The 26,478-nt window shown below is 40.5% G+C and carries 17 protein-coding genes and 2 pseudogenes; 14 read left to right on the forward strand and 5 right to left on the reverse strand.

Going from position 1 to position 26,478, the window contains the following annotated elements; genetic code table 11:
• The 12 genes from BHE89_RS23400 to lpxC all read left to right on the forward strand — a co-directional run.
• On the forward strand, nucleotides 1–453 hold a 453-nt coding region (locus BHE89_RS23400; RefSeq protein WP_286146445.1), incomplete at its 5' end, for a glutamate ligase domain-containing protein.
• Entirely contained in the window at nucleotides 450–1,832 is a 1,383-nt protein-coding gene (murF, locus tag BHE89_RS23405) for a UDP-N-acetylmuramoyl-tripeptide--D-alanyl-D-alanine ligase (RefSeq protein WP_069367691.1), read from the forward strand. The genes BHE89_RS23400 and murF, both read left to right, overlap by 4 nt.
• A complete protein-coding gene (mraY, locus tag BHE89_RS23410; protein WP_023581493.1) occupies nucleotides 1,826–2,908 on the forward strand; it encodes a phospho-N-acetylmuramoyl-pentapeptide-transferase in 1,083 nt (360 codons plus the stop codon). Before murF ends, mraY begins: the two co-directional genes overlap by 7 nt.
• 1 nt (nucleotide 2,909) lies before the next feature.
• Nucleotides 2,910–4,220, forward strand: a complete 1,311-nt coding sequence (gene murD, locus BHE89_RS23415; RefSeq protein ID WP_069367692.1) for a UDP-N-acetylmuramoyl-L-alanine--D-glutamate ligase — start codon at nucleotides 2,910–2,912, stop codon at nucleotides 4,218–4,220.
• Nucleotides 4,220–5,413 carry a cell division protein FtsW gene (ftsW, locus tag BHE89_RS23420; protein WP_069367693.1) on the forward strand — a complete coding sequence of 398 codons (1,194 nt, stop codon included), beginning with the start codon at nucleotides 4,220–4,222 and terminating at the stop codon, nucleotides 5,411–5,413. The genes murD and ftsW overlap by 1 nt, the downstream gene beginning before the upstream one ends.
• A complete protein-coding gene (murG, locus tag BHE89_RS23425) occupies nucleotides 5,410–6,492 on the forward strand; it encodes an undecaprenyldiphospho-muramoylpentapeptide beta-N-acetylglucosaminyltransferase (RefSeq protein WP_069367694.1) in 1,083 nt (360 codons plus the stop codon). The genes ftsW and murG overlap by 4 nt, the downstream gene beginning before the upstream one ends.
• Nucleotides 6,493–6,533: 41 nt before the next feature.
• Nucleotides 6,534–7,997, forward strand: coding sequence for a UDP-N-acetylmuramate--L-alanine ligase (gene murC, locus BHE89_RS23430; RefSeq protein ID WP_069367695.1), 1,464 nt, complete (start codon nucleotides 6,534–6,536; stop codon nucleotides 7,995–7,997).
• A gap of 5 nt (nucleotides 7,998–8,002) precedes the next feature.
• Nucleotides 8,003–8,359, forward strand: coding sequence for a hypothetical protein (locus tag BHE89_RS23435; protein ID WP_069367696.1), 357 nt, complete (start codon nucleotides 8,003–8,005; stop codon nucleotides 8,357–8,359).
• Between the two features lies 1 nt (nucleotide 8,360).
• The gene (gene ftsQ, locus BHE89_RS23440; RefSeq protein ID WP_069367697.1) at nucleotides 8,361–9,146 is read left to right on the forward strand and encodes a cell division protein FtsQ; all 786 of its coding nucleotides are present in this window, start codon (nucleotides 8,361–8,363) and stop codon (nucleotides 9,144–9,146) included.
• 45 nt (nucleotides 9,147–9,191) lie between these two features.
• A complete protein-coding gene (gene ftsA / locus BHE89_RS23445; RefSeq protein WP_006533748.1) occupies nucleotides 9,192–10,448 on the forward strand; it encodes a cell division protein FtsA in 1,257 nt (418 codons plus the stop codon).
• Nucleotides 10,449–10,518: 70 nt separating this feature from the next.
• Nucleotides 10,519–11,685: a cell division protein FtsZ gene (gene ftsZ, locus BHE89_RS23450; protein WP_023581499.1), complete on the forward strand. Its 1,167-nt coding sequence runs from the start codon at nucleotides 10,519–10,521 to the stop codon at nucleotides 11,683–11,685.
• Nucleotides 11,686–11,783: 98 nt separating this feature from the next.
• On the forward strand, nucleotides 11,784–12,701 hold the full coding sequence (gene lpxC, locus BHE89_RS23455; protein WP_036913397.1) for a UDP-3-O-acyl-N-acetylglucosamine deacetylase: 918 nt from the start codon (nucleotides 11,784–11,786) through the stop codon (nucleotides 12,699–12,701).
• A gap of 34 nt (nucleotides 12,702–12,735) precedes the next feature.
• On the opposite strand, the pseudogene BHE89_RS23460 reads toward lpxC, so the two are convergent.
• Nucleotides 12,736–13,252: pseudogene (locus BHE89_RS23460) on the reverse strand (DUF721 domain-containing protein).
• Nucleotides 13,253–13,297: 45 nt separating this feature from the next.
• On the opposite strand from BHE89_RS23460, the gene secM reads away from it, so the two are divergent.
• Both secM and secA read left to right on the forward strand, forming a co-directional pair.
• On the forward strand, nucleotides 13,298–13,825 hold the full coding sequence (gene secM / locus BHE89_RS23465; RefSeq protein ID WP_069367699.1) for a secA translation cis-regulator SecM: 528 nt from the start codon (nucleotides 13,298–13,300) through the stop codon (nucleotides 13,823–13,825).
• A 99-nt stretch (nucleotides 13,826–13,924) separates the two neighbouring features.
• The gene (secA, locus tag BHE89_RS23470) at nucleotides 13,925–16,633 is read left to right on the forward strand and encodes a preprotein translocase subunit SecA (RefSeq protein ID WP_069367700.1); all 2,709 of its coding nucleotides are present in this window, start codon (nucleotides 13,925–13,927) and stop codon (nucleotides 16,631–16,633) included.
• Nucleotides 16,634–16,718: 85 nt separating this feature from the next.
• On the opposite strand, the pseudogene cueR reads toward secA, so the two are convergent.
• The 4 genes and pseudogenes from cueR to BHE89_RS23490 all read right to left on the reverse strand — a co-directional run.
• Nucleotides 16,719–17,169 (reverse strand): annotated as a pseudogene (cueR, locus tag BHE89_RS23475) (Cu(I)-responsive transcriptional regulator).
• A 108-nt stretch (nucleotides 17,170–17,277) separates the two neighbouring features.
• Nucleotides 17,278–19,767 carry a heavy metal translocating P-type ATPase gene (locus BHE89_RS23480; protein WP_069367702.1) on the reverse strand — a complete coding sequence of 830 codons (2,490 nt, stop codon included), beginning with the start codon at nucleotides 19,765–19,767 and terminating at the stop codon, nucleotides 17,278–17,280.
• 281 nt (nucleotides 19,768–20,048) lie between these two features.
• On the reverse strand, nucleotides 20,049–24,782 hold the full coding sequence (hpmA, locus tag BHE89_RS23485; RefSeq protein ID WP_069367703.1) for a calcium-independent hemolysin HpmA: 4,734 nt from the start codon (nucleotides 24,780–24,782) through the stop codon (nucleotides 20,049–20,051).
• A gap of 33 nt (nucleotides 24,783–24,815) precedes the next feature.
• Nucleotides 24,816–26,478 (reverse strand): ShlB/FhaC/HecB family hemolysin secretion/activation protein (locus tag BHE89_RS23490; protein WP_141008359.1); only part of this gene is annotated, 1,663 nt, incomplete at its 5' end.

Here is a 26,478-nt window from a genome sequence, read left to right on the forward strand (position 1 = left end):
TTTAGTGCGGATAATCGCCCTACAGTTATTGTCGATTATGCCCATACCCCAGATGCTTTAGAGAAAGCACTTCAAGCCGCTCGTTTACACTGCACGGGGAAACTGTGGTGTGTATTTGGTTGTGGCGGAGATAGAGACAAAGGTAAGCGCCCACTAATGGGCGCTGTCGCAGAAGAGCTAGCTGATAAAGTGGTTATCACCGATGACAATCCTCGTAGTGAGGAGCCTCAAGCGATTATCCAAGATATTCTTTCAGGTTTAATGGATCCGGGGCGTGCGATGGCTATTGAAGGTCGAGCTGAAGCGGTCACTAACGTGATTATGCAAGCAGATACCAATGATATGATTTTAGTCGCAGGTAAAGGGCATGAAGATTATCAGTTAGTTGGCTCGCGTCGCCTTGATTATTCAGACAGATTAACCGTTGCACGGTTATTGGGGGTGATAGCGTGATCCCTCTGTCTTTAGGAAATATTGCACAAGTTACCAAAGGTACATTGAGTCATATCACTCAAAGCCAAGCGGATCAGCTTATTATCAAATCGATTTCAACAGATAGTCGTAAAATTGATGAAGATTGCCTGTTTATTGCGTTAACGGGTGAGCGTTTTGATGCACATGATTTTATTGCTGATGTAAAAGAAAAGGGATCTGTTGCAGTTTTAGTTAATCGTGAAATTGATGTCGATTGTCCGCAACTTATTGTGAAAGATACCCATTTAGCAATGGGGGAAATTGCAGCACATATTCGTTCGTTAAGCCCAGCTAAGATTGTTGCGTTGACAGGCTCTTCTGGAAAAACGTCTGTTAAAGAGATGACGGCTTCTATTTTGCGTCACTGTGGTGAAACCTTATATACCCATGGCAATTTAAATAACGATATTGGCGTACCTTTAACGCTTTTTCGTTTAACACCTGAGCACCGTTTTGCGGTTATCGAATTAGGTGCAAATCATATTGGTGAGATCGCTTATACCGTAAATATGGTAAAACCAGATAGTGCATTGGTAAACAACCTCTTTTCTGCACACATTGAAGGTTTTGGCTCACTGGAAGGTATTGCTCAGGCAAAAGGCGAGATTTTTACGCACTTAAAAGAACAAGGTACAGCCATTATTAATCTTGATAGTAATGACTTACCTCTTTGGCAACATCATTTAAATGCGCGCCAAACACAATGGTCGTTCTCTTTATCTGCACAACGTAATGCCGATTTTTATCCTACCGAGATCGTAGTCAAGCAATTCATCACAAACTTCACTTTACACACACCAGAAGGTTGTGTTGATGTCACTCTTCCATTACCAGGTCGCCATAATATTGCGAATGCGTTAGCTGCAAGCGCACTGGCGCTATCTGCTGGGGCAACACTTGAAGATATTCGCCTTGGTTTATCGACATTAAAAGCAGTTCCGGGAAGATTGTACCCTGTTGAATTAACATCAGGAAAAATGGTGTTAGATGACACTTATAATGCGAACGATGGCTCGATGATTGCGGGCTTACAAGTGCTCTCACAATTACCTGGATATAAAATTTTTGTTGCAGGGGATATGGCTGAATTAGGTAAAGATTCAGAAAAGTGTCACCGCGATATTGGCCGTTTTGCTCACAATGCAGGGATTGATCAGGTCTTTACTGTTGGGCATCACAGCCATTTTATTAGTGATGAAAATCAAGGTGGTCAGCATTTTGCATTTAAAGCTGACTTACTTGCTCAATTAATTCCATTATTACAGCAGCATGATGTTGTTTCAGTTTTAGTAAAAGGTTCACGAAGCTCCGCGATGGAAGATATTGTGAACGCATTAAAGGAGTGCTTTGAATGTTAGTTTGGCTAGCCGAATATTTGGTTAAATACCATACATTTTTTAATGTATTTTCTTATCTGACATTCAGGGCGATTGTTGGTTTATTGACGGCGTTAATTATTGCTTTATGGATGGGGCCTCATCTCATTGCATGGTTACAAAAAATGCAAATTGGACAAGTGGTTCGTAGCGAAGGTCCAGAATCGCACTTTAGCAAACGTGGTACACCAACAATGGGCGGGATTATGATCCTGTTCTCCATATCCATCTCTACACTATTATGGGCAAGATTAGATAACCCTTATGTTTGGTGTGTATTGCTGGTTTTAATTGGTTATGGCGTGATTGGTTTTGTTGATGATTATCGTAAAGTGGTTCGTAAAGATACCAAAGGTTTAATCGCTCGTTGGAAATATTTCTGGCAATCCGTATTAGCGCTTGTTGTGGCATTTAGTATGTATGCTATTGGCAAAGATACACCAGCAACACAGTTAGTCGTGCCATTCTTTAAAGATGTTATGCCTCAACTGGGTATGCTTTATATCTTGTTGGCTTATTTTGTTATTGTTGGAACAAGTAACGCCGTTAACTTAACCGATGGTTTAGATGGTTTAGCGATTATGCCAACCGTTTTTGTTGCCGCGGGTTTTGCATTAGTTGCATGGGCGACGGGTAACGTTAATTTTGCAAGCTACTTAAAAATTCCCTATTTGATGCATGCGGGTGAATTGGTGATTGTCTGTACTGCTATTGTGGGTGCGGGCCTAGGTTTCCTTTGGTTTAATACTTACCCCGCTCAAGTTTTTATGGGTGATGTCGGTTCTCTTGCATTAGGTGGTGCACTAGGAACAATTGCAGTGTTATTACGTCAAGAGTTCTTATTAGTCATTATGGGAGGGGTCTTTGTTGTTGAAACACTTTCCGTAATTTTACAAGTCGGCTCATTTAAATTGCGTGGTCAACGCATTTTCCGTATGGCTCCAATTCATCACCATTATGAATTAAAAGGTTGGCCTGAACCTCGTGTTATTGTCCGTTTCTGGATCATCTCACTGATGTTAGTGCTTATTGGTTTGGCGACATTAAAGGTACGTTAAGATGGCAAATTATCAAGGAAAAAAAGTGGTTGTTGTAGGGCTTGGAATAACAGGCCTTTCCTGCGTTGACTTTTTTATCCGCCAAGGTGTTACACCTAAGGTTATTGATACACGCCAAAAACCAGGAGGCTTAGATAAGCTTCCTGCTGACGTTGAATATCATACGGGTAGTTTTCACCAAGCATGGCTTAACGATGCTGATTTAATTATCTCAAGCCCTGGTATTGCACTATCGACGCCAGAGCTTGTTGAAGCCGTCAGTCATGGTGTTGAAATTATTGGTGATATCGAACTATTTTGCCGTGAAGCTAACGCACCTATTGTTGCGATTACTGGCTCTAATGGTAAAAGCACTGTGACAACGCTGGTCGGTGAGATGGCAAGTGCGGATGGTATTCGCGTTGGCGTCGGGGGCAATATAGGTGTTCCTGCCCTGACTTTATTAACTGAGCCTCATGATTTATATGTATTAGAATTATCGAGTTTTCAATTAGAAACGACGTATAGTTTACACGCCGCTGCTGCAACGGTATTAAATATTAGCGAAGATCATATGAATCGCTATCCATTAGGATTAGAACAATACCGTGAAGCGAAGCTACGTATCTATGATAATGCTAAAACCTGCGTTTATAACGAAGATGATGCATTAACATTACCTTTAGCGGGTAAAGATAATCGTTGTGTTAGTTTTGGTGTTGGACAAGGCGATTATCAGCTTGATAACATAAATCGCATTTTAAAAGTGAAAGGTGAAAAAGTCCTTTCAACCGCTGAAATGTATCTTGCAGGACAACATAATTATACCAATGCATTAGCTGCATTAGCACTGGCTGATGCTGTGGGAATTTCTCGTAAAGCGGCAACCGAGGTATTGAAAACGTACCACGGTCTTGCTCACCGTTTTCAATTAGTTTATTCACATCAAAATGTGCGTTGGATAAATGACTCGAAAGCGACCAATGTGGGAAGTACAGAAGCGGCGTTACGAGGACTTGAAGTTGAAGGCACACTCCATCTTTTATTAGGCGGTGATGGAAAATCGGCTGATTTCACTTCTTTATTACCTTATATCAGCGGTGACAATATTCGTCTGTACTGTTTTGGACAAGATGGACAAGCATTGGCAAATTTGCGACCAGATGTTTCTTTATTAACCGTAACAATGGAAGAAGCCATACGCGCCTTAGCGCCTACTGTAAAATCAGGAGATATGGTGTTGCTCTCTCCTGCATGTGCAAGCTTAGATCAGTTTAAATGTTTTGAGCAGCGTGGTGATGAATTTGCACGTTTAGCAAGGGAGCTTGGCTGATGAGCATATTCGCAATGCGAAGATTAAAACAGTGGCTAGTGGGCAGTTATCAAACTGAGAATACGGCATTTGTGCCGTATGATCGCACTTTGCTCTGGTTTACTTTCGGATTAGCGGTTGTCGGCTTTATTATGGTGACATCGGCTTCAATGCCTGTTGGTCAACGTCTTGCAGAAGATCCTTTCTTATTTGCTAAACGTGATGGCATCTATATTGTTGTCGCATTTTGTCTTGCGTTAGTCACCATGCGTATCCCAATGGCAATTTGGCAACGTTATAGCAGCTTAATGTTATTTGGTTCAATACTCCTTTTACTGGTGGTATTGGTGGTTGGGAGTTCAGTAAATGGGGCTTCACGCTGGATTGCGGTGGGACCTTTTAATTTCCAGCCAGCTGAATTATCAAAACTTGCACTGTTTTGTTATCTATCGAGCTATCTAGTCCGAAAAGTTGAAGAGGTCAGAAATAACTTTTGGGGTTTCTGTAAGCCGATGGGTGTGATGTTAGTACTGGCTATTTTATTGTTATTACAGCCAGACTTAGGAACAGTTGTGGTTTTATTCGTAACAACATTAGCGCTGTTATTTTTAGCTGGCGCTAAAATTTGGCAGTTCTTAGCCATTATCGGTTCAGGCATCGCTGCTGTTGTTATGTTGATTATCGTTGAACCTTACCGTGTTCGACGTATTACTTCTTTCTTAGAACCTTGGGAAGATCCATTTGGCAGTGGTTATCAGCTTACTCAATCTCTTATGGCATTTGGCCGTGGCGATTTACTTGGGCAAGGTTTAGGAAACTCAGTACAAAAACTAGAATATTTGCCTGAGGCACATACCGACTTTATTTTCTCCATTCTTGCTGAAGAACTTGGTTATATCGGTGTGGTTTTGGTGCTTTTAATGGTATTCTTCATCGCTTTTCGCGCGATGCAAATTGGGCGACGTGCGCTGCTCCTCGAACAACGTTTTTCAGGCTTTTTAGCTTGCTCTATCGGGATCTGGTTTACATTCCAATCATTGGTCAATGTAGGCGCAGCAGCAGGCATGTTACCAACAAAGGGCTTAACCCTTCCTCTTATTAGTTACGGTGGTTCGAGCTTGATTATTATGTCAACCGCCATCGTGATGTTATTACGAATTGATTATGAAACACGTCTAGCACAAGCTCAGGCGTTTGTAAGGAGCCCGAAATGAGCGAGCGTAGACGCCGTTTAATGGTTATGGCCGGTGGTACTGGGGGACATGTATTCCCAGGACTGGCTGTTGCTCATTATCTACAATCTCAAGGTTGGGAAATCCGATGGTTAGGAACAGCGGATAGAATGGAAGCTGATTTAGTCCCTAAGCACGGTATCGAAATTGAATTTATTCGTATTTCAGGCTTACGTGGTAAAGGTATTAAAGCATTAATCGCTGCACCTATTCGTATCATTAAAGCGATTTTTCAAGCACGAGCTATTATGAAACGCTATCAGCCAGATGCAGTACTTGGCATGGGAGGATACGTTTCAGGTCCTGGTGGTGTAGCAGCTTGGATGTGCGGGATCCCCGTTATTTTGCATGAGCAAAATGGTATCGCTGGATTAACTAATCGCTGGTTATCAAAAATTGCAAAACGTGTATTACAGGCTTTCCCGGGGGCATTTCCTAACGCCCCTGTTGTTGGCAATCCTGTTCGTGAAGATGTCTTAGCACTTGAAGCACCGTCAGTACGATTAAAAGAGAGAACGGGGCCTATTCGTATACTGATTATTGGTGGTAGCCAAGGTGCTAGAATATTAAATCATACCTTACCCGTAGTTGCTGGTTTATTAGGTGAACATGTTACAATCTGGCATCAAGCAGGAAAAGGTGGCGAAAGTGATACAAAAATACGCTATCAGAATGAATTAGCAAAAAATTCAGTTAAATCTGAATATAAAGTTACTGAATTTATTGATGATATAGCGCAAGCTTACCAATGGGCTGATGTTGTTGTGTGTCGTTCCGGCGCATTAACAGTCAGTGAAATTGCCGCAGCGGGATTACCCGCTATTTTTGTTCCTTTTCAGCACAAAGATAGACAGCAATATTGGAATGCACTACCACTAGAAAAAGCGGGTGCCGCGCGAATTATCGAACAAAATGATTTAACGCCAGAAGTCATTGCACAAATCCTGAAAAATTGGGATAGAGAAACCTTATTAGCAATGGCAGAGAAAGCAAAAAGTGTTGCGATTACGGATGCCACAGAGCGCGTAGCAAATGTGATAATCGAAGTGGCAAAAAAATAAACGTAACTTGTAACCATTAACTTAGAGTGAAGAAGTAAATAGTGAATACACAACAACTGGCAAAATTAAGATCGTTTGTGCCTGAAATGAGAAAAGTTAAGCATATTCACTTTATCGGCATCGGTGGTGCGGGTATGGGGGGAATTGCCGAAGTGTTGGCTAACGAAGGGTATCAAATCAGTGGTTCTGATTTAGCACCAAACGTAGTCACACAACAACTCGTTGCCTTAGGCGCGACAGTCTATTTTAATCATCGCCCTGAAAATATTCGTGGCGCAAGTGTTGTTGTGGTTTCAACAGCAATTAGTGCAGAAAATCCTGAGATTATTGCAGCAAGAGAAGCACGTATTCCCGTTATTCGTCGTGCTGAAATGCTGGCTGAATTGATGCGTTATCGTCATGGTGTTGCAATTGCTGGAACACATGGCAAGACGACAACAACAGCGATGATTTCAAATATTTATGCGCAAGCAGGTTTAGATCCTACATTTGTTAATGGCGGTCTTGTTAAATCGGCGGGTACTCATGCTCGCTTAGGTTGCAGTCGGTATTTAATTGCTGAAGCTGATGAAAGTGATGCATCGTTTTTACATTTACAACCAATGGTTGCTGTTGTTACGAATATTGAAGCAGACCATATGGACACATATCACGGTAATTTTGACAATCTAAAAGAGACGTTTATTACCTTTTTGCACAATTTACCCTTCTATGGTCGTGCGGTGATGTGTCTGGATGACGATGTTATTCGTTCGATTATCCCTAAAGTGGGGCGTTATATTACGACTTATGGCTTTAGTGAAGATGCTGATGTTCGTATTACGCATTATGAACAAAAAGGTGCTCAGGGTTTTTTCACTATATCTCGTGAAGGTATGCCAGATTTACAAGTTGTATTAAATGCACCTGGTCGCCATAACGCATTGAATGCGACAGCTGCGGTTGCTGTCGCCACAGAAGAAGGTATTGCTGACGAACATATTTTAGCCGCATTACTTAACTTCCAAGGTACTGGACGTCGTTTCGATTTCTTAGGTTACTACGGTCTTGAGCATGTTAATGGTCAAGAAGGTGAAGTGATGCTAGTGGATGATTATGGTCATCATCCAACAGAAGTTGATGCAACGATAAAAGCGGCGAGAGCAGGATGGCCAGATAAACGATTAGTGATGATTTTCCAACCTCATCGCTATACACGTACTCGTGATTTATATGAAGACTTTGCCACTGTTCTCAATCAGGTTGATATTTTATTATTAACAGATGTTTATTCTGCTGGGGAAGCACCTATTGCAGGTGCTGATAGTCGCTCACTTTGTCGAACAATTCGTCAACGTGGGAAGCTAGATCCTATCTGGGTTTCTGATGTGGATAATATTTCATCAATATTAGCAGGTGTATTAACAGATAATGATCTTGTTTTAGTTCAAGGTGCTGGAAATATTGGTAAAATAGCGCGTCGCTTGGCCGAGACGAAATTACAGCCATCTTTCAGCGAGGATTAAGACAGATGTTTGAGCAAGTGAACATCATATATGGTGAAATAGTTAATAAAATAGCTGTAATGATGGGGTGTTATGAGGAAAATGACACAATATTAGCGAAAAAAACGATCGAAAATTCGCTTGCTCAAATCCATGTTGAGAAAAAATATCAGTTTAAAAGCAAGAAAAATGCAGAAAAATTCGCTATTTCTTCTTTTAAAGTAAATAATTCTCAACAGATTGAACAATTTAGTGATTTAATTATCAAACCTAAAAGTGTTCGTAAAGTATATATATGTAGGAAAAGTATTAATCGCTGGAATATCGGACAAAAGGATGGGCGATTCTCTTGTTTAAACGTTGCTCAGGAGTTAGTGGGTTAATATGTCACAAGCAGCGCTAAATATAAAAGAGCACAAAGATAAGCAACATTCTGGCAGACCGAGTAATGGGACTTATTTATCAGGATTAATCTTTTTCTTATGTGTGATTGGCACCATCGTTTGGGGTGGAATACAAGTAGTTAACTGGATGAAAGACGCAAATCGTCTGCCCATCTCAAAACTTGTATTAACGGGTGAGCGGCATTACACAACGAATGATGATGTGCGTCAGGCCATTTTGTCTTTAGGGCAACCGGGCACATTTATGACACAGGATGTGAATATCATTCAGCAAAAAATTGAACGCATGCCATGGATTAGGCAAGTCACTGTTCGTAAACAGTGGCCTGATGAACTTAAAATCCATCTGGTAGAATATGTTCCCTTTACCCGTTGGAATGATACTTACTTTCTTGATAAAGAAGGGCGCGTTTTCAGTCTGCCAACGCAGTTAGAAACCAAAGGAAATTATCCTTTGTTATATGGCCCTCAAGGAAGCGAAAAAATGGTGTTGTCAGGTTATATGGCAATGAGAGATCAGCTTCTTGCAAGTAACCTGAATTTAAAAGCAGCGTCAATGTCTGCCCGTCAAGGATGGCAATTAGTTTTAGACAATGATGTCCGATTGGAGTTAGGTCGTAAGGATAACGAAAAACGGATCGCTCGCTTTATTGAGTTGTATCCGATACTGCAACAACAAACAGATAAGCGAGTTGATTACGTAGATCTGCGTTATGACAGTGGTGGTGCAGTCGGATGGGCTCCTTTATTACTTGAGAATGAATAAACAAGACGTGGCAGATGACACGATGAAGGCGAAGGCAGAACAATAATGATCAAAGCGACGGACAGAAAATTAGTAGTTGGTCTTGAGATTGGTACGGCCAAAGTAGCTACCCTTGTCGGTGAGATCCTGCCTGATGGTGTAGTGAATATTATCGGGGTGGGAAGTTGTCCATCTCGGGGCATGGATAAAGGTGGCGTTAATGATCTCGAATCCGTCGTAAAATGTGTGCAACGGGCGGTAGATCAGGCTGAGCTGATGGCTGACTGTCAAATATCCTCAGTATATTTGGCGTTATCAGGTAAGCATATCAGTTGCCAAAATGAGATTGGTATGGTGCCAATTTCAGAAGAAGAAGTGACCCAAGATGATGTTGATAGCGTGGTTCATACCGCGAAATCCGTTAAAGTAAAAGATGAACACCGTGTTTTACACGTTATACCGCAAGAGTATGCCATTGATTATCAAGAAGGGATAAAAAACCCGGTTGGATTATCGGGCGTGCGTATGCAGGCTAAAGTTCATTTAATTACCTGCCATAACGATATGGCAAAGAATATTGTAAAAGCAGTTGAACGCTGTGGATTAAAAGTGGATCAACTGATTTTTGCGGGACTCGCTTCTAGTTTCGCTGTATTGACAGAAGATGAACGTGAATTAGGTGTGTGTGTTGTTGATATTGGTGGCGGTACAATGGATATCGCTATTTATACCGGTGGCGCATTAAGACATACCCGCGTTATTCCTTATGCAGGCAATGTTGTAACCAGTGATATCGCCTACGCATTTGGCACTCCGCCAAATGATGCTGAAGCGATCAAAGTTCGCCATGGTTGTGCATTAGGATCTTTAGTTGGTAAAGATGAAAATGTTGAAGTTCCAAGTGTCGGAGGTAGACCACCAAGAAGTCTGCAACGACAAACGCTTGCTGAGGTGATTGAGCCTCGTTATACCGAACTGCTCAATCTTGTTAATGAAGAGATTTTAAAAGTTCAAGAACAGTTACGACAGCAAGGGATTAAGCATCATTTAGCCGCAGGTATCGTGCTAACAGGTGGTGCTGCACAGATTGATGGACTTGTTGAATGTGCTCAACGTGTTTTCCACACGCAAGTACGGATCGGTAAACCGTTAAATATTACCGGGCTAACAGATTATGCGCAGGATCCCTACTATTCAACAGCGGTTGGGCTTTTGCATTACGGTAAAGAATCTCACTTTGGTGAGGAAACTGAAACCGAAAAACGCTCTGCTGTCAGTGGGTTATTTAAGAAACTCACTGGTTGGCTAAAAAGAGAGTTTTAATAATCAGACAAATTTAAAAAGAGGCCGTTTGAGCAAGCGGCCCTGAGAAGGCACAAAACGGAGAGAAATTATGTTTGAACCTATGGAATTAACCAACGATGCGGTGATCAAAGTCATCGGCGTTGGTGGCGGCGGCGGTAATGCGGTTGAGCACATGGTTCGTGAACGTATTGAAGGTGTAGATTTCTTTGCAGTCAATACGGATGCTCAAGCGCTACGTAAAACAGCGGTCGGACAGACTATTCAAATTGGTAATGCCATTACGAAAGGCTTAGGTGCAGGTGCAAATCCTGAAGTGGGCCGTAATGCTGCTGAGGAAGATCGCGAAGGATTACGTGCAGCACTTGAAGGTGCTGATATGGTCTTTATCGCGGCAGGTATGGGCGGTGGTACTGGTACTGGTGCTGCGCCTGTTGTTGCTGAAGTGGCTAAAGAATTAGGCATTTTGACCGTTGCTGTAGTGACTAAGCCTTTTAATTTTGAAGGCAAAAAGCGTATGGCATTTGCGGAACAAGGTATTACTGAGCTATCAAAACATGTTGACTCATTAATTACTATTCCAAATGATAAATTACTAAAAGTACTTGGTCGTGGAATTTCATTATTAGATGCGTTCGGTGCAGCTAATGATGTATTAAAAGGCGCAGTTCAAGGTATCGCTGAGCTAATTACTCGTCCTGGCTTAATGAACGTTGACTTTGCTGACGTAAGAACTGTGATGTCTGAAATGGGCTATGCCATGATGGGCTCAGGTGCTGCGAAAGGCGAAGATCGTGCTGAAGAAGCTGCAGAAATGGCGATTTCAAGTCCATTATTGGAAGATATCGACTTATCTGGTGCACGTGGTGTGTTAGTTAACATCACAGCTGGCTTTGATTTACGTCTTGATGAATTTGAAACAGTGGGTAATACCATTCGTGCATTTGCATCAGATAACGCGACTGTGGTTATCGGTACTTCCCTTGACCCAGAAATGAATGATGAATTGCGTGTGACTGTGGTTGCAACAGGTATTGGTATGGACAAGCGTCCAGAAATTACGCTGGTAACTAATAAACAGAATCAGCAAAGCGCAATGGAGAACCGTTACCAGCAAATGCAAAATAGTATGTCTTCTTTCTCTGCCGTAGAAGAAAGTAAGCCTGCTGCAAAAGCTGTTAACGAACAATCGACTCAGGCAAACAAAGAACCAGATTATTTAGATATCCCTGCGTTCCTGAGAAAACAGGCTGATTAATCGCCAAAAAGATTGGCATCTCCGCTTTTTGTGCTAAACTGTCCTGCCAATTATAAGTATAATGATTGGTAGGACGGATAACATTGCGAGATAAAATGATGATCAAACAACGGACATTAAAACGAATTGTACAAGCAACTGGTGTGGGACTTCACACGGGTAAAAAAGTTACGCTTACAATGCGTCCGGCGCCAGCAAACACTGGGGTCATCTACCGTCGTACTGACTTAAATCCACCGGTGGATTTTCCAGCAGACGCAAAATCAGTTCGTGACACTATGTTATGTACTTGCTTAGTAAACGAAGACGATGTGCGTATATCAACCGTTGAGCATTTAAACGCAGCACTGGCTGGTTTAGGCATTGATAATATCGTAATCGAAGTGAATGCACCTGAAATTCCAATTATGGATGGAAGTGCAGCACCTTTTGTTTTCTTGTTACTTGATGCCGGTATTGAAGAACTTCGTACCGCGAAGAAATTCATTCGCATCAAAGAAACAGTACGTGTAGAAGATGGCGATAAATGGGCAGAAATGCGCCCATACAACGGATTTAAATTAGATTTTACTATCGATTTTAATCACCCTGCCATTGATGCAAGTACACAGCGTTATAAATTAGATTTCTCCGCTGAATCTTTTATGAGCCAAATTAGCCGTGCTCGTACTTTCGGATTTATGCGTGATATTGAATATCTGCAATCTAAAGGATTGTGTTTAGGCGGAAGCTTCGATTGTGCAATCGTAGTTGATGACTATCGTGTTCTCAACGACGATGGACTGCGTTTTGAAGATGAATTCGTTCGTCACAAAATGTTGGATGCAATTGGTGATTTATTTATGTGTGGCTATAACATTATCGGTGAGTTCACCGCGTTTAAATCAGGTCACGCACTGAACAATAAATTGCTCCAAGCTGTATTAGCAAAAGAATCTGCGTGGGAATTTGTTACATTTGAAGACGAAGCACAAATGCCAGTAGCCTTCAAAGCACCCTCAATGGTCTTTGCTTAATTCCTGCGAAGGAAAGCACGTTAATTATCTCTAATTAACGTTCATCTTTGGCTGTACTTGTACTCTCTCCGGCAAGTGCAGCCAACCGTTCTAATCTCTCTCTTAATCTCTTCGGACTTTTCTCAGCTAAATACTTCAATGATTGTGCACTTTCTAAACTTAAATGACGTCTCTTTGTAGGCTGTTGTTCTTTTAATGATGATATTAAAGATTTTTTTTCTTGTTTTATTCCTAAAGACGGATTTATTTTGATGTCTATTGAGGATAAGGATGGTAAAAATTTCTTGTCTCAATGCAGAAAGTAATGATGGGATTTCATAACGTAAGCGGGTCAACCAACTTGCGTTTGCAACTTCAATAATTAAAATAGCATTGCGATAATTGGCAACACGGCACTTATCTCGTAAAGGAACGGGTAAAAGAGCCATGACGGCACGATTTAATTTTAGTAAAATCGTTGCGCGCTGTTGTATAAGTTGTAATGTACTCTTGTTGGAACCTTCAAGTTCAATGAAGATTTTTTCCAATGATTGTGGGTAACTATCCCGCATAGATTTTGACTCCACAAAATAAAGATTAATGAGCAACGAAGGTTAATGAGTATTATAAGTTTTTGGCGACAGTTTGGCAGGCGATATTTTTGGTCGCATCTGCTTTTAGGGATGGTAGCAGCAGGTATTGGAATGCCTTCGCTGTTGTCTGCTCATGCTGAAAATCCGCAGCAAACTGATACTCCTTCATCTCAAAACCGTCAAAGTCAGGCACTTATTGCGTTTGATAACTTATTCTTACGCCAAAGTGTACAGAATCCTGCCTCATCCTTCACCTTTAATTACTGGCAACAACACGCAGTAAAAAATGTGATCAAACAGCTCTCTTTTGCATTCACCATTAATTCGCCTGAATTGATGGTGAAAGCCAAAGATGAACCGTTACCTGTTTCTAATGTTGCTGAGGTTATGCTCGATACTCTGTATGCATTATTAACAGAGACGCCATCATCCGCACTAAGTAGCCTTCCTTTTTCTAGCTATATTTTAGTTCAGAATACCATTTCTTATCATACCGGATTATGGCTTGCTCAAATCCGTGGTATCCGCGCAGGGCCTTACCTAACAGCTTAATGGAGTCACTTAATCTAATAAGATTATGATTATCTCTGTTTATTGATAGATACAGAGGCTGTTTTCGCGTTTTCACGCCATAAATGAGAATAAAGATTTATGTTAGGTAAAATTGTAACCAAAATTTTTGGTAGTCGTAATGATCGTTCAATCCGTCGTATGCGCAAAGTTGTTGCTGAAATTAATAAACTAGAACCAGAATTTGAAAAGCTGACAGATGATGAGCTAAAAGCGAAAACAAATGAATTTCGTGAGCGTTTAAAAAATGGTGAAAAAGAAGAAGATATTTTACCTGAAGCATTTGCCACTGTGCGTGAAGCCAGTAAGCGTGTCTTTGGTATGCGCCACTTCGATGTACAATTAATAGGTGGTATGGTTCTAAATGAGCGCTGTATTGCAGAAATGCGTACAGGTGAAGGTAAAACATTAACAGCAACATTACCCGCATACTTAAACGCGCTATCAGGTAAAGGGGTTCATGTTGTTACTGTCAATGACTATCTTGCACAGCGTGACGCCGAAAATAACCGTCCTCTGTTTGAATTTTTAGGTTTAAGTGTGGGTATCAACTTACCTAATATGGCGCCACCAGTAAAACGTGAAGCCTATAATGCTGATATCACTTATGGTACAAACAATGAATTCGGTTTTGACTACCTACGTGACAATATGGCATTTAGCCCTCAAGAGCGTGTTCAACGTAAATTACACTATGCATTAGTGGATGAGGTTGACTCAATCTTAATCGATGAAGCGCGTACACCGCTGATCATTTCAGGTCCAGCAGAAGATAGTTCTGAGCTTTATATCCAAATGAATAAAGTGATCCCTCACTTGATCCCTCAAGAAAAAGAAGACTCAGATACTTTCCAAGGTGAAGGCGACTACTCTGTTGATGAAAAAACACGTCAAGTGAACATCACTGAGCGCGGTCTGGTTAAAATCGAAGGATTATTAGCAGAAGCTGGCATGATGAAAGAAGGGGAGTCATTATACTCACCTGCTAATATTATGTTAATGCACCATGTGACAGCTGCATTACGCGCTCACGCACTATTTACCAAAGACGTTGACTATATTGTTAAAGATGGCGAAGTGATTATTGTTGACGAACATACCGGTCGTACAATGCAAGGTCGTCGTTGGTCTGATGGTTTACACCAAGCGGTTGAAGCAAAAGAAGGTGTGAAGATCCAAAATGAGAACCAGACATTAGCGTCAATCACATTCCAAAACTATTTCCGTTTATACGAAAAATTAGCAGGGATGACAGGTACTGCGGATACTGAAGCATTTGAATTTAACTCTATCTATCGTTTAGAAACCATTGTTATCCCAACTAACCGCCCAATGATACGTAAAGATCTCCCTGACTTAGTCTATATGAATGAGCAAGGTAAATTTGCAGCTATTATTGAAGACATTCGTGAACGGACTCAAAATGGTCAGCCTGTTCTTGTTGGTACCATTTCCATTGAAAAATCAGAAGAGATTTCTAAAGCGCTGACTAAAGCGAATGTTCACCATAATGTACTGAATGCGAAATTCCACGCAATGGAAGCGGATATTATTGCTAACGCAGGTTTACCTTCAGCCGTCACTATCGCAACTAACATGGCTGGTCGTGGTACCGATATCGTGTTAGGGGGGAGCTGGCAAACAGAAGTGGCTAAACTCGAAGAGCCAACTGAAGAGCAAATTGAAGAAATCAAAGCTAAATGGAAAGAACGCCATGATGCCGTATTAGCATCAGGTGGTTTACATATTATTGGTACTGAACGTCACGAATCTCGTCGTATTGATAACCAGTTACGTGGTCGTGCGGGTCGTCAAGGGGATGAAGGTTCTTCGCGTTTCTATTTATCTATGGAAGACTCCTTAATGCGTATTTTTGCTTCAGATAAAGTGTCTGGCATGATGCGTAAATTAGGCATGAATGAAACCGAAGCGATTGAACATCCTTGGGTAACGAAAGCAATTGCTAATGCACAACGTAAAGTAGAAAACCGTAACTTTGATATTCGTAAGCAACTGCTTGAATATGATGATGTGGCAAATGACCAACGTCGTGCAATCTATACTCAGCGTAATGAATTACTGGATGTGGCGGACGTAAGCGAAACCATTGATAGCATTCGTCAAGACGTCTTCACATCAATGATTGATAACTATATTCCACCTCAATCACTGGAAGAAATGTGGGATATCGAAGGGTTAACAGCATGTCTCCAAAAAGACTTTGATTTAAATTTACCAATCAAAGAATGGTTAGATAAAGAGCCAGAATTACACGAAGAAACATTACGTGAGCGCATTTTAGAAAAATCTATCGAAGTCTATAAAGCGAAAGAAGAGATCGTTAGTGCTGAAATGATGCGTAACTTTGAAAAAGGTGTGATGTTACAAACGTTGGATTCATTGTGGAAAGAGCACTTGGCAGCAATGGATTATTTACGTCAAGGTATCCATTTACGCGGTTATGCACAAAAAGATCCAAAACAAGAGTACAAACGTGAATCGTTCGCTATGTTTGCTAACATGTTGGAATCATTGAAATATGAAGTTATCAGCACACTAAGCAAAGTACAAGTTCGTTTACCTGAAGAAGTTGAAGAGTTAGAACGTCGTCGTCGTGAAGATGCCGAGCGTTTAGCAAAACAACAACAATTAAGCCATGAAGTGACAAAAGAGTCTCAAATGTCAGCAGTAGATGGTCAAGTTGCCGCAGGTAAAAAAGTGGGGCGTAATGAACCATGCCCTTGTGGATCAGGTAAGAAATTTAAGCATTGTCATGGTCAGTTAGGTTAATGATAGTCGTTATCTAACCTTTCGTTGAACAAAGAAAATCCCGCTTAGTTATATAAGCGGGATTTTTTATGGTTGATAGAAAAAATTAAATTGAAGAGCGAAGATAGGAAAGATGACTTTTTGTAGCTTTACTTTCAGGATCTGACTTCGGTTTAACTAATCCCTCAATAATCGGACAATCTGGGTTATTGTCGCCTTGGCAATCTTTCGCTAAATGTTCTAACGTTTTTGTCATTCGTTGTAGTTCGGTAATTTTACGATTGAGATCTTCAATATGGGAGAGGGCAATAGATTTCACATCAGCACTAGCTCGTTCTCCGTTATTCCATAAAATTAACAACGTTGATATCTGTTCTGTTGAAAAAACAAGGGCTCGAGAATGGCGAATAAAACGGAAGCAAGCGACATCTGCATCAGTGTAATCGCGATAACCTGAGTCAGTACGAATAGCCTTTGGAATTAAGCCAATCTGTTCATAATAGCGGATCATTTTGCTTGAAATACCAGACTTTTTTTGCGGCTTGACCAATATTCATTATGTTCTCCTTATCGGATAATAAAGCACTCTCTATAAGTATAAAGTAGCTGTTTTATACTATTGAGCCAGACTCTTATTGAATCTGGCTATAAAGGAAATCAATGCATTAATGTTTTTTTATCGGTGCTTGAAAACGTTTTAGTCGTAAGGCATTACCCAATACAAATACACTTGAAAGCGCCATTGCTGCAGCTGCAATGATGGGTGAAAGTAACATGCCATTAATGGGATAAAGCATGCCAGCTGCGACTGGAATTAATAAGGCGTTATAGGCAAAAGCCCAAAACAAGTTCTGTTTGATATTACGAATAGTCGCTTGACTTAACGCGATTGCATCAACGACACCACGCAGATCACCTGACATTAACACGACATCAGCAGCTTCAATGGCTACATCGGTTCCTGTACCAATTGCTAATCCAACATCCGCTTGTGCAAGCGCTGGGGCATCATTAATACCATCACCAACAAAAGCAACTTTGGCACCTTTATTACTAAATTGTTTTAAGGCTTCAACTTTTCCATCAGGAAGCACTTCTGCTGCAATTTCATCAATACCTAATTGTTTAGCTATTGCTTTTGCAGTCGCTTCGTTATCACCTGTGATCATAGCAACTTTCAGACCTAAACTATGTAAGGCGTTAATCGCTTCTGGTGTTGTTTCTTTAATTGGATCTGCAACGGCAATAATTGCAGCAAGACGTCCATCAATAGCTGTATAAAGCGGGCTTTTCCCTTGCTCACCAAGTTGTTGAGCTGAAGAGATAAAGTGACTAACATCTAATCCCAGTTGTTTCATAAAGCGATCAGCACCAACAGATACCGATCTTCCACCTACTGTTGCACTAACCCCAAATCCAGGAACTGCTTCAAAATTTTCAACTGTAGCGAGCGAGAGTTTTGCCTCTTTAGCCGCATTAACAATCGCTTCTGCAATGGGGTGTTCCGAATACGTTTCAATAGCAGCGACAAGGCTTAAAACTTCGTTATATTCAAAACCTTCTGCTGGAATTAAATCGGTTAATTCAGGGCGACCTTTTGTTAAGGTGCCAGTTTTATCAAGTGCTACAACATTGACATCACGTAAGGCTTGTAAGGCTTCACCTTTACGGAAAAGAATACCTAATTCTGCAGCTCGCCCTGTACCCACCATAATAGATGTTGGTGTTGCCAATCCCATTGCACATGGGCAGGCAATAATTAATACGGCAACAGCATTAATAAGCGCAAAGGTTAATGCTGGCTCTGGACCAAAAGCTAACCAAATAAAGAAGGTGATCGTTGCACCTAACATTACCGCAGGTACAAACCACATGGTGACTTTATCAACAAGTGCCTGAATAGGGAGTTTAGAGCCTTGAGCCTCTTCTACTAAGCGAATGATTTGTGCTAATACGGTATTGGAACCAACTTTGGTGACTTTAAAACTAAAAGCACCTGTTTTGTTGATAGTTCCACCAACAACATCAGAGCCAATCTCTTTTGATACAGGGACAGGTTCGCCTGTTATCATACTTTCATCAACGTAAGAGTGACCGTCAACAATTTCGCCATCAACTGGTATTTTCTCACCAGGACGAACAAAAACGATATCTCCTATCACAACGTGATCGAGAGGAATTTCTAATGTCTCACCTTGACGAGAAACTCGCGCTGTTTTGGCTTGCAGACCCACCAAACGTTTAATTGCTTGGGATGTATTTCCTTTCGCTTTGGCTTCAAGCATTCTTCCTAACAAGATCAAGGTGACAATCACCACCGCTGCTTCAAAATAGATATTTGCTGTGCCCGCAGGTAAGACTTGAGGAATAAAGGTTGATACCACCGAATAGCCATAAGCGGCGGCTGTACCAACAGACACTAATGAGTTCATATCTGGAGCACCGCGTAATAACGCAGGTATTCCTTTTTGGAAAAAGCGTAATCCAGGACCAAACATCACAATAGTGGCGAGGATAAATTGAATATACCAGTTTAGTTGCTGCCCCAGTGTTTGAGTAACCCAACTATGTACACCAGGGATAAAGTGCGATCCCATTTCAATAACAAAAACAGGTAATGTGAATATCGTGGCGATAAGTAATGCACGACGTAATGAACGTTCCTCTTTTTCACGACGCTCTTCACCCAGATCTCGTGTATTTGCTGGATCATCAGATAAACGACGTGGTTTATAACCTGCATGTACAACGGCAGCTTCTAAATCGGTAATTGAGACCAAACCTGATAAATGGCGCACACGGGCACGTTCAGTTGCAAGGTTTACCGTGGCTTCTAATACACCAGGTACTTGAGCTAATGCTTTTTCTACACGACCAACGCAAGATGCACAGGTCATTTCTTCAATTGCCAGTTCAGTGATCTCTTCGGGTACTTTATACCCTGACTTTTCAATAGCATTAACAGCAACGGTAGGATCGGGAGTCGTTGTAAATGTTATATCAGCACGTTCAGTGGCAAGATTGACAACAGCATCTTGTATTTGCGGTACGGCTTTTAAGGCACGTTCGACACGACCAACACATGATGCACATGTCATGCCTTCAACAGGTAAACTCAGCCGATTGGCAGAGGACAACGTAGTCTTTGTGTTCATCAGAATTCCCCTCTTAAATATGGTATAGGATAAAGCTTAGGCTTTACCATTAGGGGAAGGTCAAGGGAGCAAGGATAATTTATTTTATATGATTTTATGTTTTTAATTCAATATCTTATACTTTTTTTGTTATTTTTTGTATTTTATTTGAATTTTAAAGAAGTGTAAATTTTTCGTCTAATTAAGAGAAATTGAAGCAGGTAAATAAAAACCCGCTTATCTTGATAACAAGCGGGTTTGGTTTACAAAAGAATAGGCATTACTCTTTTATTGCGTGTCTATTATTTTTCAGAAATAGACGATTTAGTGTTTACCGTTTCATTAACTTTAACTGGTGATTTTAATGACAAGTCACCTCCTGCAAGTTGTTTCACTAAATTAACAGCGGATGATTTGAGATCAAGATCTGCACCAGCTTCATATTGATGACCTTCAATATTGTTTAATTGGACATTGCTACCGCCTAAATCTACCTGTCCTTGCTCGCTTTTAATTTCAGCGCCTGTCAGTTTAGTTGTACCGCTTACATTTAGTGAAATATCATTTTTACTTGTTAACGTTGTGGTTTGAGTAACGGCATCATTATCAATATGAGAAATGTTGATATCCGCATTTGCTGTATGGCCTTCAGCACCTGTTACGATATTTTTGATACCATTACCTACGGTACCAACGCCTTTATCAATTTTGGCTTTTGTTTCGCTACTGATGCCGGTTTTATCTGCGATAGTTGAAGAAAGTGACTGATATTTATCAGAGATAACATCAGTTGCCGATTTGATACCTGAATCAATTGTTTCTTTGATCGTGTCTTCTAATAGTGATCCACCTGCTTTTGCTGTTTTATCAACTTGGCTAGATTTAGGATCATTATTGTGGTTGTAACCGACATTGACATCAACATTAACGTGGCGATCGCTGTCTTTTTGGCTAGTCACTGTAAAGTCACCGCCCACATGACCTGTCACATTATCCGCAGAAACATTGGCACCAGAAAGAGCGAGATTTTTGTCACTATTTACTGTTAATGTCCCTGTATCAACTGAAGCATTTTGGTGTGTGGATTTTTGTTGATCTTCAACGTTGACTAACACTTTGCCACCAATATTATGAATCGAGGTCGCTGGATTTTCTTCAGACACTTCTTTTGGCGTCGTATTAGTTTGTTTGCCATTTAAAGAAATATCAGTACCCCAATTATTTTTGTAATCCGTGGATTGTGCTGATGTCAGTGTGGTATCACCAGATTGAGACGTTAATTGTGCATCTTTGCTATTAACTTGAGTACCTTGAAGATTCACAGAGCTACCGTTGACGGTTAAATTGCCTTGGTTAGCAATTGTTCCACCTTCACGAGAGACCGTTTTTTCATCTTGTCTACCAATAGCAAATTCCGCGCCACCTAACCCATTGATAGAAGAAGATTTCTCTCCTGTTTTTTGACCGAAACCTGCTTGTAATCCACCCGATAAGTTTTTACCCGTTTCAGTACGTTGAGATTCAGTTGCTTGGAAATCAACTTTGTTAGTTGCTATCAGAGCAACATCATTTTCGCTGGTTAAATGAGTACCTTGTAAAGTTAGATTATGACCTGAATTTAACTCAATACCTTGAGAGCCATTCGCTGAACCTGCTTTTGCTATTGTCTGATCTTTTTGATGATTCGCACCACCTGCGTTAAAGCCACCACCGTAATCTTTACTGTTTGGTGTTGTACCTACTTTGAGGTTTGCACTGCCATTCACGTTATGTTGGCTTTCAGAGTGAGTCTCTGTTGCTTGTGCCAGTGTTAAATCACCGCCAGCATTGATCACCGTTTTACCCTCTTGAGCGTCAAACTTAGCACCTTCATAATATGCATCTTCACGTACATTAATATTGATATTGCCGGCTGAGTTAAACTGGCTACCATTAGCTTTCGTTGTGGTTAGGTTTGTATCTGTGGTTTTACCTTCGCCTTTAATCGCTACGGTAATATCACTACCTGTTTTCGTGCTGACACCAACTTGACCACCCCCCGTTGTTTCATGGAAAGACGCTTGGTGTTTATTTTGAGTTGCTTCACTGGTGTGAGTATTTGCGGTTAGTGATACATCACCTTGTGTGGATTGGTAATGAGCACTTTGGTCATGCAAGTTGTTATTACTATCAGAATTGATTTTACCCGCAGTAATGGATGTTGAAACCGCTTGGCTATCGCTTTGTGATTTCTGGCTGCTCCCCCCTTTAATACCGACGTCAACGCCGACATTCGGTGTTTCTAGGTTACTTAAGTTAGCAAGATTACTAATGGCATCTTTGAAGGTTACTTTTTTATCAATACCTTTGTTGCTATCAGGTTTAGCGACATCAACACCATCTTCAACGGCTTTTTTAATTGGCTGAGTAACACCACTGTAATCAAGATTGACACCCACATCGACACCGATATTTAAGGTGTCTGTTTGAGATGTTGCACTGTCATTTGCAGCAAGGTGATTGATATTTTCACCGGATTCTTTATATGCACCGTCAACTTTGTGTGATGTACCTTGATGCGTTACATCATTGTTTGCAGTGATGGTTAAATCACCCGCAACTTGAGTTTCACTACCTTTATTTTTAGTGAGTTCAGTTGTTGTATGCTGTTTATCATATTGGAAATCAGCTTTACTACCGATTTTATCAACCCCCCCCGTATAGCTAAAACCACCTGAAATGGTTCTATCTGTACTGTCTGTTTCTTTTTTGTTTTCTGTTGAAACAAAAGCAATATTGTCACCAGAAATAGTGGCATTACCTGCTGTTGTTTTCAAATCAGAACCAGCAAAAGTGACATCTTTATCCGCTTGAACTTTAACGTTGCCACCACTAATCGTCGATCCGACTTGTTCAGTTTCAGTGCTATTGTTTTTATTGGATGTATGAGTGATATGAAAACCTGCACTATATTGCTTGTCTTCAACTTCTTTAGCATGACCGGTGATCTCTAATGATGTTTTTTCATCATTGATTTTTGTCGTTTGCTGTGCAGATTTAACATTGATATCACCTAAAGACTTAATACCTAATTCATCGGCACTTTTAATTAAACTGCCAATTACATTGACATTTTTGCCACTCACTACGGTTAATTCTGCATCAGAAACTAATTCACTACCGGTTGAATGCTGTTGGTTAGTTTCATTCTTGTGAGAATTTTTAGTAATGTTAAATGCGGTACCTGTACGTTCATCTGTTTTAGTGATGGTTTCGCTAATCGCATTATCAATAACAACATCACCTTGCGTCGTTTTAACAAAGGCACCTTGATTGCCTTTTACTTGACTACCCGTGATTTTGACACTGTTATCTGCGGCAAGTAACAGCTGTCCGTCAGCCGTTAATTGTGTTGAATGGCTGACTTCTTGTTTGTTGTTATTATTCTTATTATTACCGCCGCCGATACCTCCCCAAACAACATGATTGTCGGTGATGGTTTTATCATTGTTGGTATTTTGAATATTAAGATGGATATCTTCTTTAGCGTTAACGACAACATTCTCATTAGAATGTAATTTTGCACCTTGAGCGGTAACAGAGCCTTCAGCATTTAAGCCCAGCGTTTTACCGGCAGTCAGTTCACTCGCTTTTAAGGTTTCTGTTTGATGGCTATTACTCCAGCTACCTGTCTCTAAACGCGAAGTATGGTTTCGTTTATAGCCATTTTCGCTGCGATTTTCTTTCTCAATTAATCCATGGATATTAATATCTTTATTGGCATTAATTGCTAGCGTGTTACCCGCATTAACGTTGGCGCCTTCAAGTGTAACATCGCCTTTAGTGGCCGTTAATGTTGCACTATTTTTGGCATCAATATGGCTACCCACTTGTTGTACTTGCTCTTTTTCTTTAGTGACATCATATTGCCAAGAATAGAACCAACGATTATCAGTATCCGTGTCTTTTTGCTGTAACTGTTTGCCATCAACAGTTAAATGAGCCCCTTGTAATAAAATATCATCCCCCATTAAATCAGAGGCTTTGATTTGGTTTTTATTATCAGCGACTAAAGTGATGTTTTTACCTTTTAACTCTGTTTTTGTGAGAGTTTGGCTTGAACCACTGTTATTAACAGCAATACCACCTCGATAATTTTGATAGTTTTCACTACCGTCTTTGTCATAACTGTCATAACGAACTTGACTATCCGTTTGAATATTGTCTGCTTTGACAGTTAATTCGTTATCAGAAACAAATTTACCCGTTAATTTTACACCACTCCCTTCAGCTGTATTAATGATACGAATACGGCCCGATTGCATACTACCAAAGAAATAACTATCTAAGGCTGACGCAGGTTTTTGTGATGAAAGAATATCAAAACGTTGAGAAAACGTATTTTGACCCGTTAATGCAGAAATTTCTGCAGCTGTTATTTTTCCTCTGCTATCAATCCGAGGTGCAATTAAATCCAAAAGACCGGGGGCGAGTAACCCGTTTTTACCAATAGAAAGCAAATTCGTATTATTGAGCGTGCTATAACCTTTTAACTCACCATTTTCAAATAGTGGATTACCTACAACCAAAGAAGAGCGACTAGTATTGATAAAACCGCATCCATCACAGGTAATACCATTTGGGTTAGAAAGTACATATTCCGCTGCTATACCAAAAACTTCTTGCTGACCTAATAAGAATGAAGGGTTACGACTAACAACTTCATTTAAAATTAAAGAAGCAGCTTGTCCATTCAAGTTACTGTTGGCGTTTAGCTGCCCAGCAAGTTGTGATTGTCCTGCCTCTAAAGCGTTGTTAAAAACAGCGCCTGGTTTGCCTACATTAAAGTCTTGATATTGGTTATGAGAAATACCTTCGCTGTTGGGCGTAACGATATTAATGACTTGAGTGCCACCATTAACTGATGAAACATTCGGTCCTTGATTGCCCGCATCAGGAATAATACCGCCAGCATATGCATTTAGTGATACGAAAATAATCGCTAACGATGCAGCAAGCCTACCCGAAGGAGAGAGCTTGAAGTTTTTTGATTTCATAGAGTTTTCTCCGTTTATTGCTATGAGTGTGAATCAAAATAAATATGAAAATCTAACTAACACTTGAGTAGGGTCTTTGGTTTTATTGGAATTCGTTTGGTTGTAAAGTAAATGTCCCTTAGCAACTTCAAGATCGAATTGTGCTTTTTGATATTGGAGGTTTAAGCCCGAACTTAGCCCATAGCCACTACGCCATCCTTCAGAGTTGCCATGTTGTTGAACTCGGCCCACATCAAGACCAATTCGAGGGGTGATTGAAAATGTATTTATTCGATAAGGATAAGAAAGCGTATTACGCAAATAGCCACCGTTATCGCCAGATAGCGTGCTTTTATCAAAGCCTCGAAGGGCGTTTTTATCCGTTAAACTAAGCCATTCCACACCGGGTAAACTATCAGGACTATATTGACCCAATAAGGCGCTATTGAATAAAAATGTAGAATTTGAGAGTGCAAAACGGTGTTGCCAATTGGCAAAAAGCTTAACTTTTGTAAAGCGATAGTCATTACCATTGCTATTCGTAACATGAGGTGATCCGTCTGCACCAAACCAACCAATGGCTTTCTCAGCACTTAAATTAATGCTGATGACACCACTTGGAATAATGTGTAAATGGTTAACGCCTAGCTCTACCGTTGTAAGTGCAGGGCTACTTAGGTCAAGGCGGATTTGGCTGAAATAGTTACGTATTCTTTTATGTGTTACCTGTATATTTAAGGTATCAATCTGTTTTTGACTACGATAAAAAGCGTAATCACCCCTTAAACCAACTTGTGTGGTATCACCCGATAAACGCACAGTACGTGTTTGTAATGCTTGATGAAATTCATACTCGGAATAGCTACCAAACGTACTGAATGTCAATGCGCCATAAGGTAAAGAATAGAGTAGGGTATAAGCATGATTAAAACGTGTATTGGGATTATCAGTGGTAATGTTGGCATTTAAGCTAACAAAATCAGATAACCCTAATGGGCTGTCTAAGCTTGCATTTGTTCGAACTAACCAGCGTCCTGAGTTTTTTTGTCCATAATTATCACTTGAAATATTTATGTGCCATGGTGCTTGCCGCTGATTGGTTAGCTGAATAATAGAGCCACCTAATTGCGTACCAGGCAATATATCGAGTTTCACTTTATTCGATTGTAAGCGGTTTGCTTGATCGAGTCCTTGGTCCAATTTTGAAAGTTTAAGAGGCTCTCCTTCAATATGAGGGAAAAGTAACGCAGTGTTAACGCCTCGATCACCACCTTCTATTTTTTCAATAAAACCTTCAATAACATACAACCCAAGTTGTTGCTCTTGATTTGGGCGTAAAAATTGGACTCTGGCTGTGATATAACCATGCTGAAGGTAGCGTTGAGTTAACTCTTTGACTAAACGGTTAACGTCAGCACTTTTTATACATTGCTCTGGCAATGGCGTTAAAGAATCAAGATCTTTGTCATTAAGTAAAGTAATTCCTTGAATGTAAACGCCATTAATAGGTAAACAATGTTTTGATTCAGTAATAAGTGTGGGGGTAGGTGAAACCTCTAATACATTTTCTTGAAGTTGTTGATAGCGATTTTGTTCAATAAGTTGATTTATTTCACGTTGACTATCTTGTAATGCGCGCCGCGATTCTCCCATCGAACCTAAATAACCGGCATCATTTGCTGTTAATCCACTGGCTGAAAAACTACTTAATAGTGTT

Source organism: Shigella sp. FC1967 (assembly GCF_001743005.1).
Classification (GTDB): domain Bacteria; phylum Pseudomonadota; class Gammaproteobacteria; order Enterobacterales; family Enterobacteriaceae; genus Proteus.

Coding starts and splice junctions, on each gene's coding strand:
- mraY (WP_023581493.1), top strand. CDS start 1,826: ATGTTAGTTTGGCTAGCCGAATATTTGGTTAAATACCATACATTTTTT.
- murD (WP_069367692.1), top strand. CDS start 2,910: ATGGCAAATTATCAAGGAAAAAAAGTGGTTGTTGTAGGGCTTGGAATA.
- ftsW (WP_069367693.1), top strand. CDS start 4,220: ATGAGCATATTCGCAATGCGAAGATTAAAACAGTGGCTAGTGGGCAGT.
- murG (WP_069367694.1), top strand. CDS start 5,410: ATGAGCGAGCGTAGACGCCGTTTAATGGTTATGGCCGGTGGTACTGGG.
- BHE89_RS23435 (WP_069367696.1), top strand. CDS start 8,003: ATGTTTGAGCAAGTGAACATCATATATGGTGAAATAGTTAATAAAATA.
- ftsQ (WP_069367697.1), top strand. CDS start 8,361: ATGTCACAAGCAGCGCTAAATATAAAAGAGCACAAAGATAAGCAACAT.
- ftsA (WP_006533748.1), top strand. CDS start 9,192: ATGATCAAAGCGACGGACAGAAAATTAGTAGTTGGTCTTGAGATTGGT.
- ftsZ (WP_023581499.1), top strand. CDS start 10,519: ATGTTTGAACCTATGGAATTAACCAACGATGCGGTGATCAAAGTCATC.
- lpxC (WP_036913397.1), top strand. CDS start 11,784: ATGATCAAACAACGGACATTAAAACGAATTGTACAAGCAACTGGTGTG.
- secM (WP_069367699.1), top strand. CDS start 13,298: ATGAGTATTATAAGTTTTTGGCGACAGTTTGGCAGGCGATATTTTTGG.
- secA (WP_069367700.1), top strand. CDS start 13,925: ATGTTAGGTAAAATTGTAACCAAAATTTTTGGTAGTCGTAATGATCGT.
- BHE89_RS23480 (WP_069367702.1), bottom strand. CDS start 19,767: ATGAACACAAAGACTACGTTGTCCTCTGCCAATCGGCTGAGTTTACCT.
- hpmA (WP_069367703.1), bottom strand. CDS start 24,782: ATGAAATCAAAAAACTTCAAGCTCTCTCCTTCGGGTAGGCTTGCTGCA.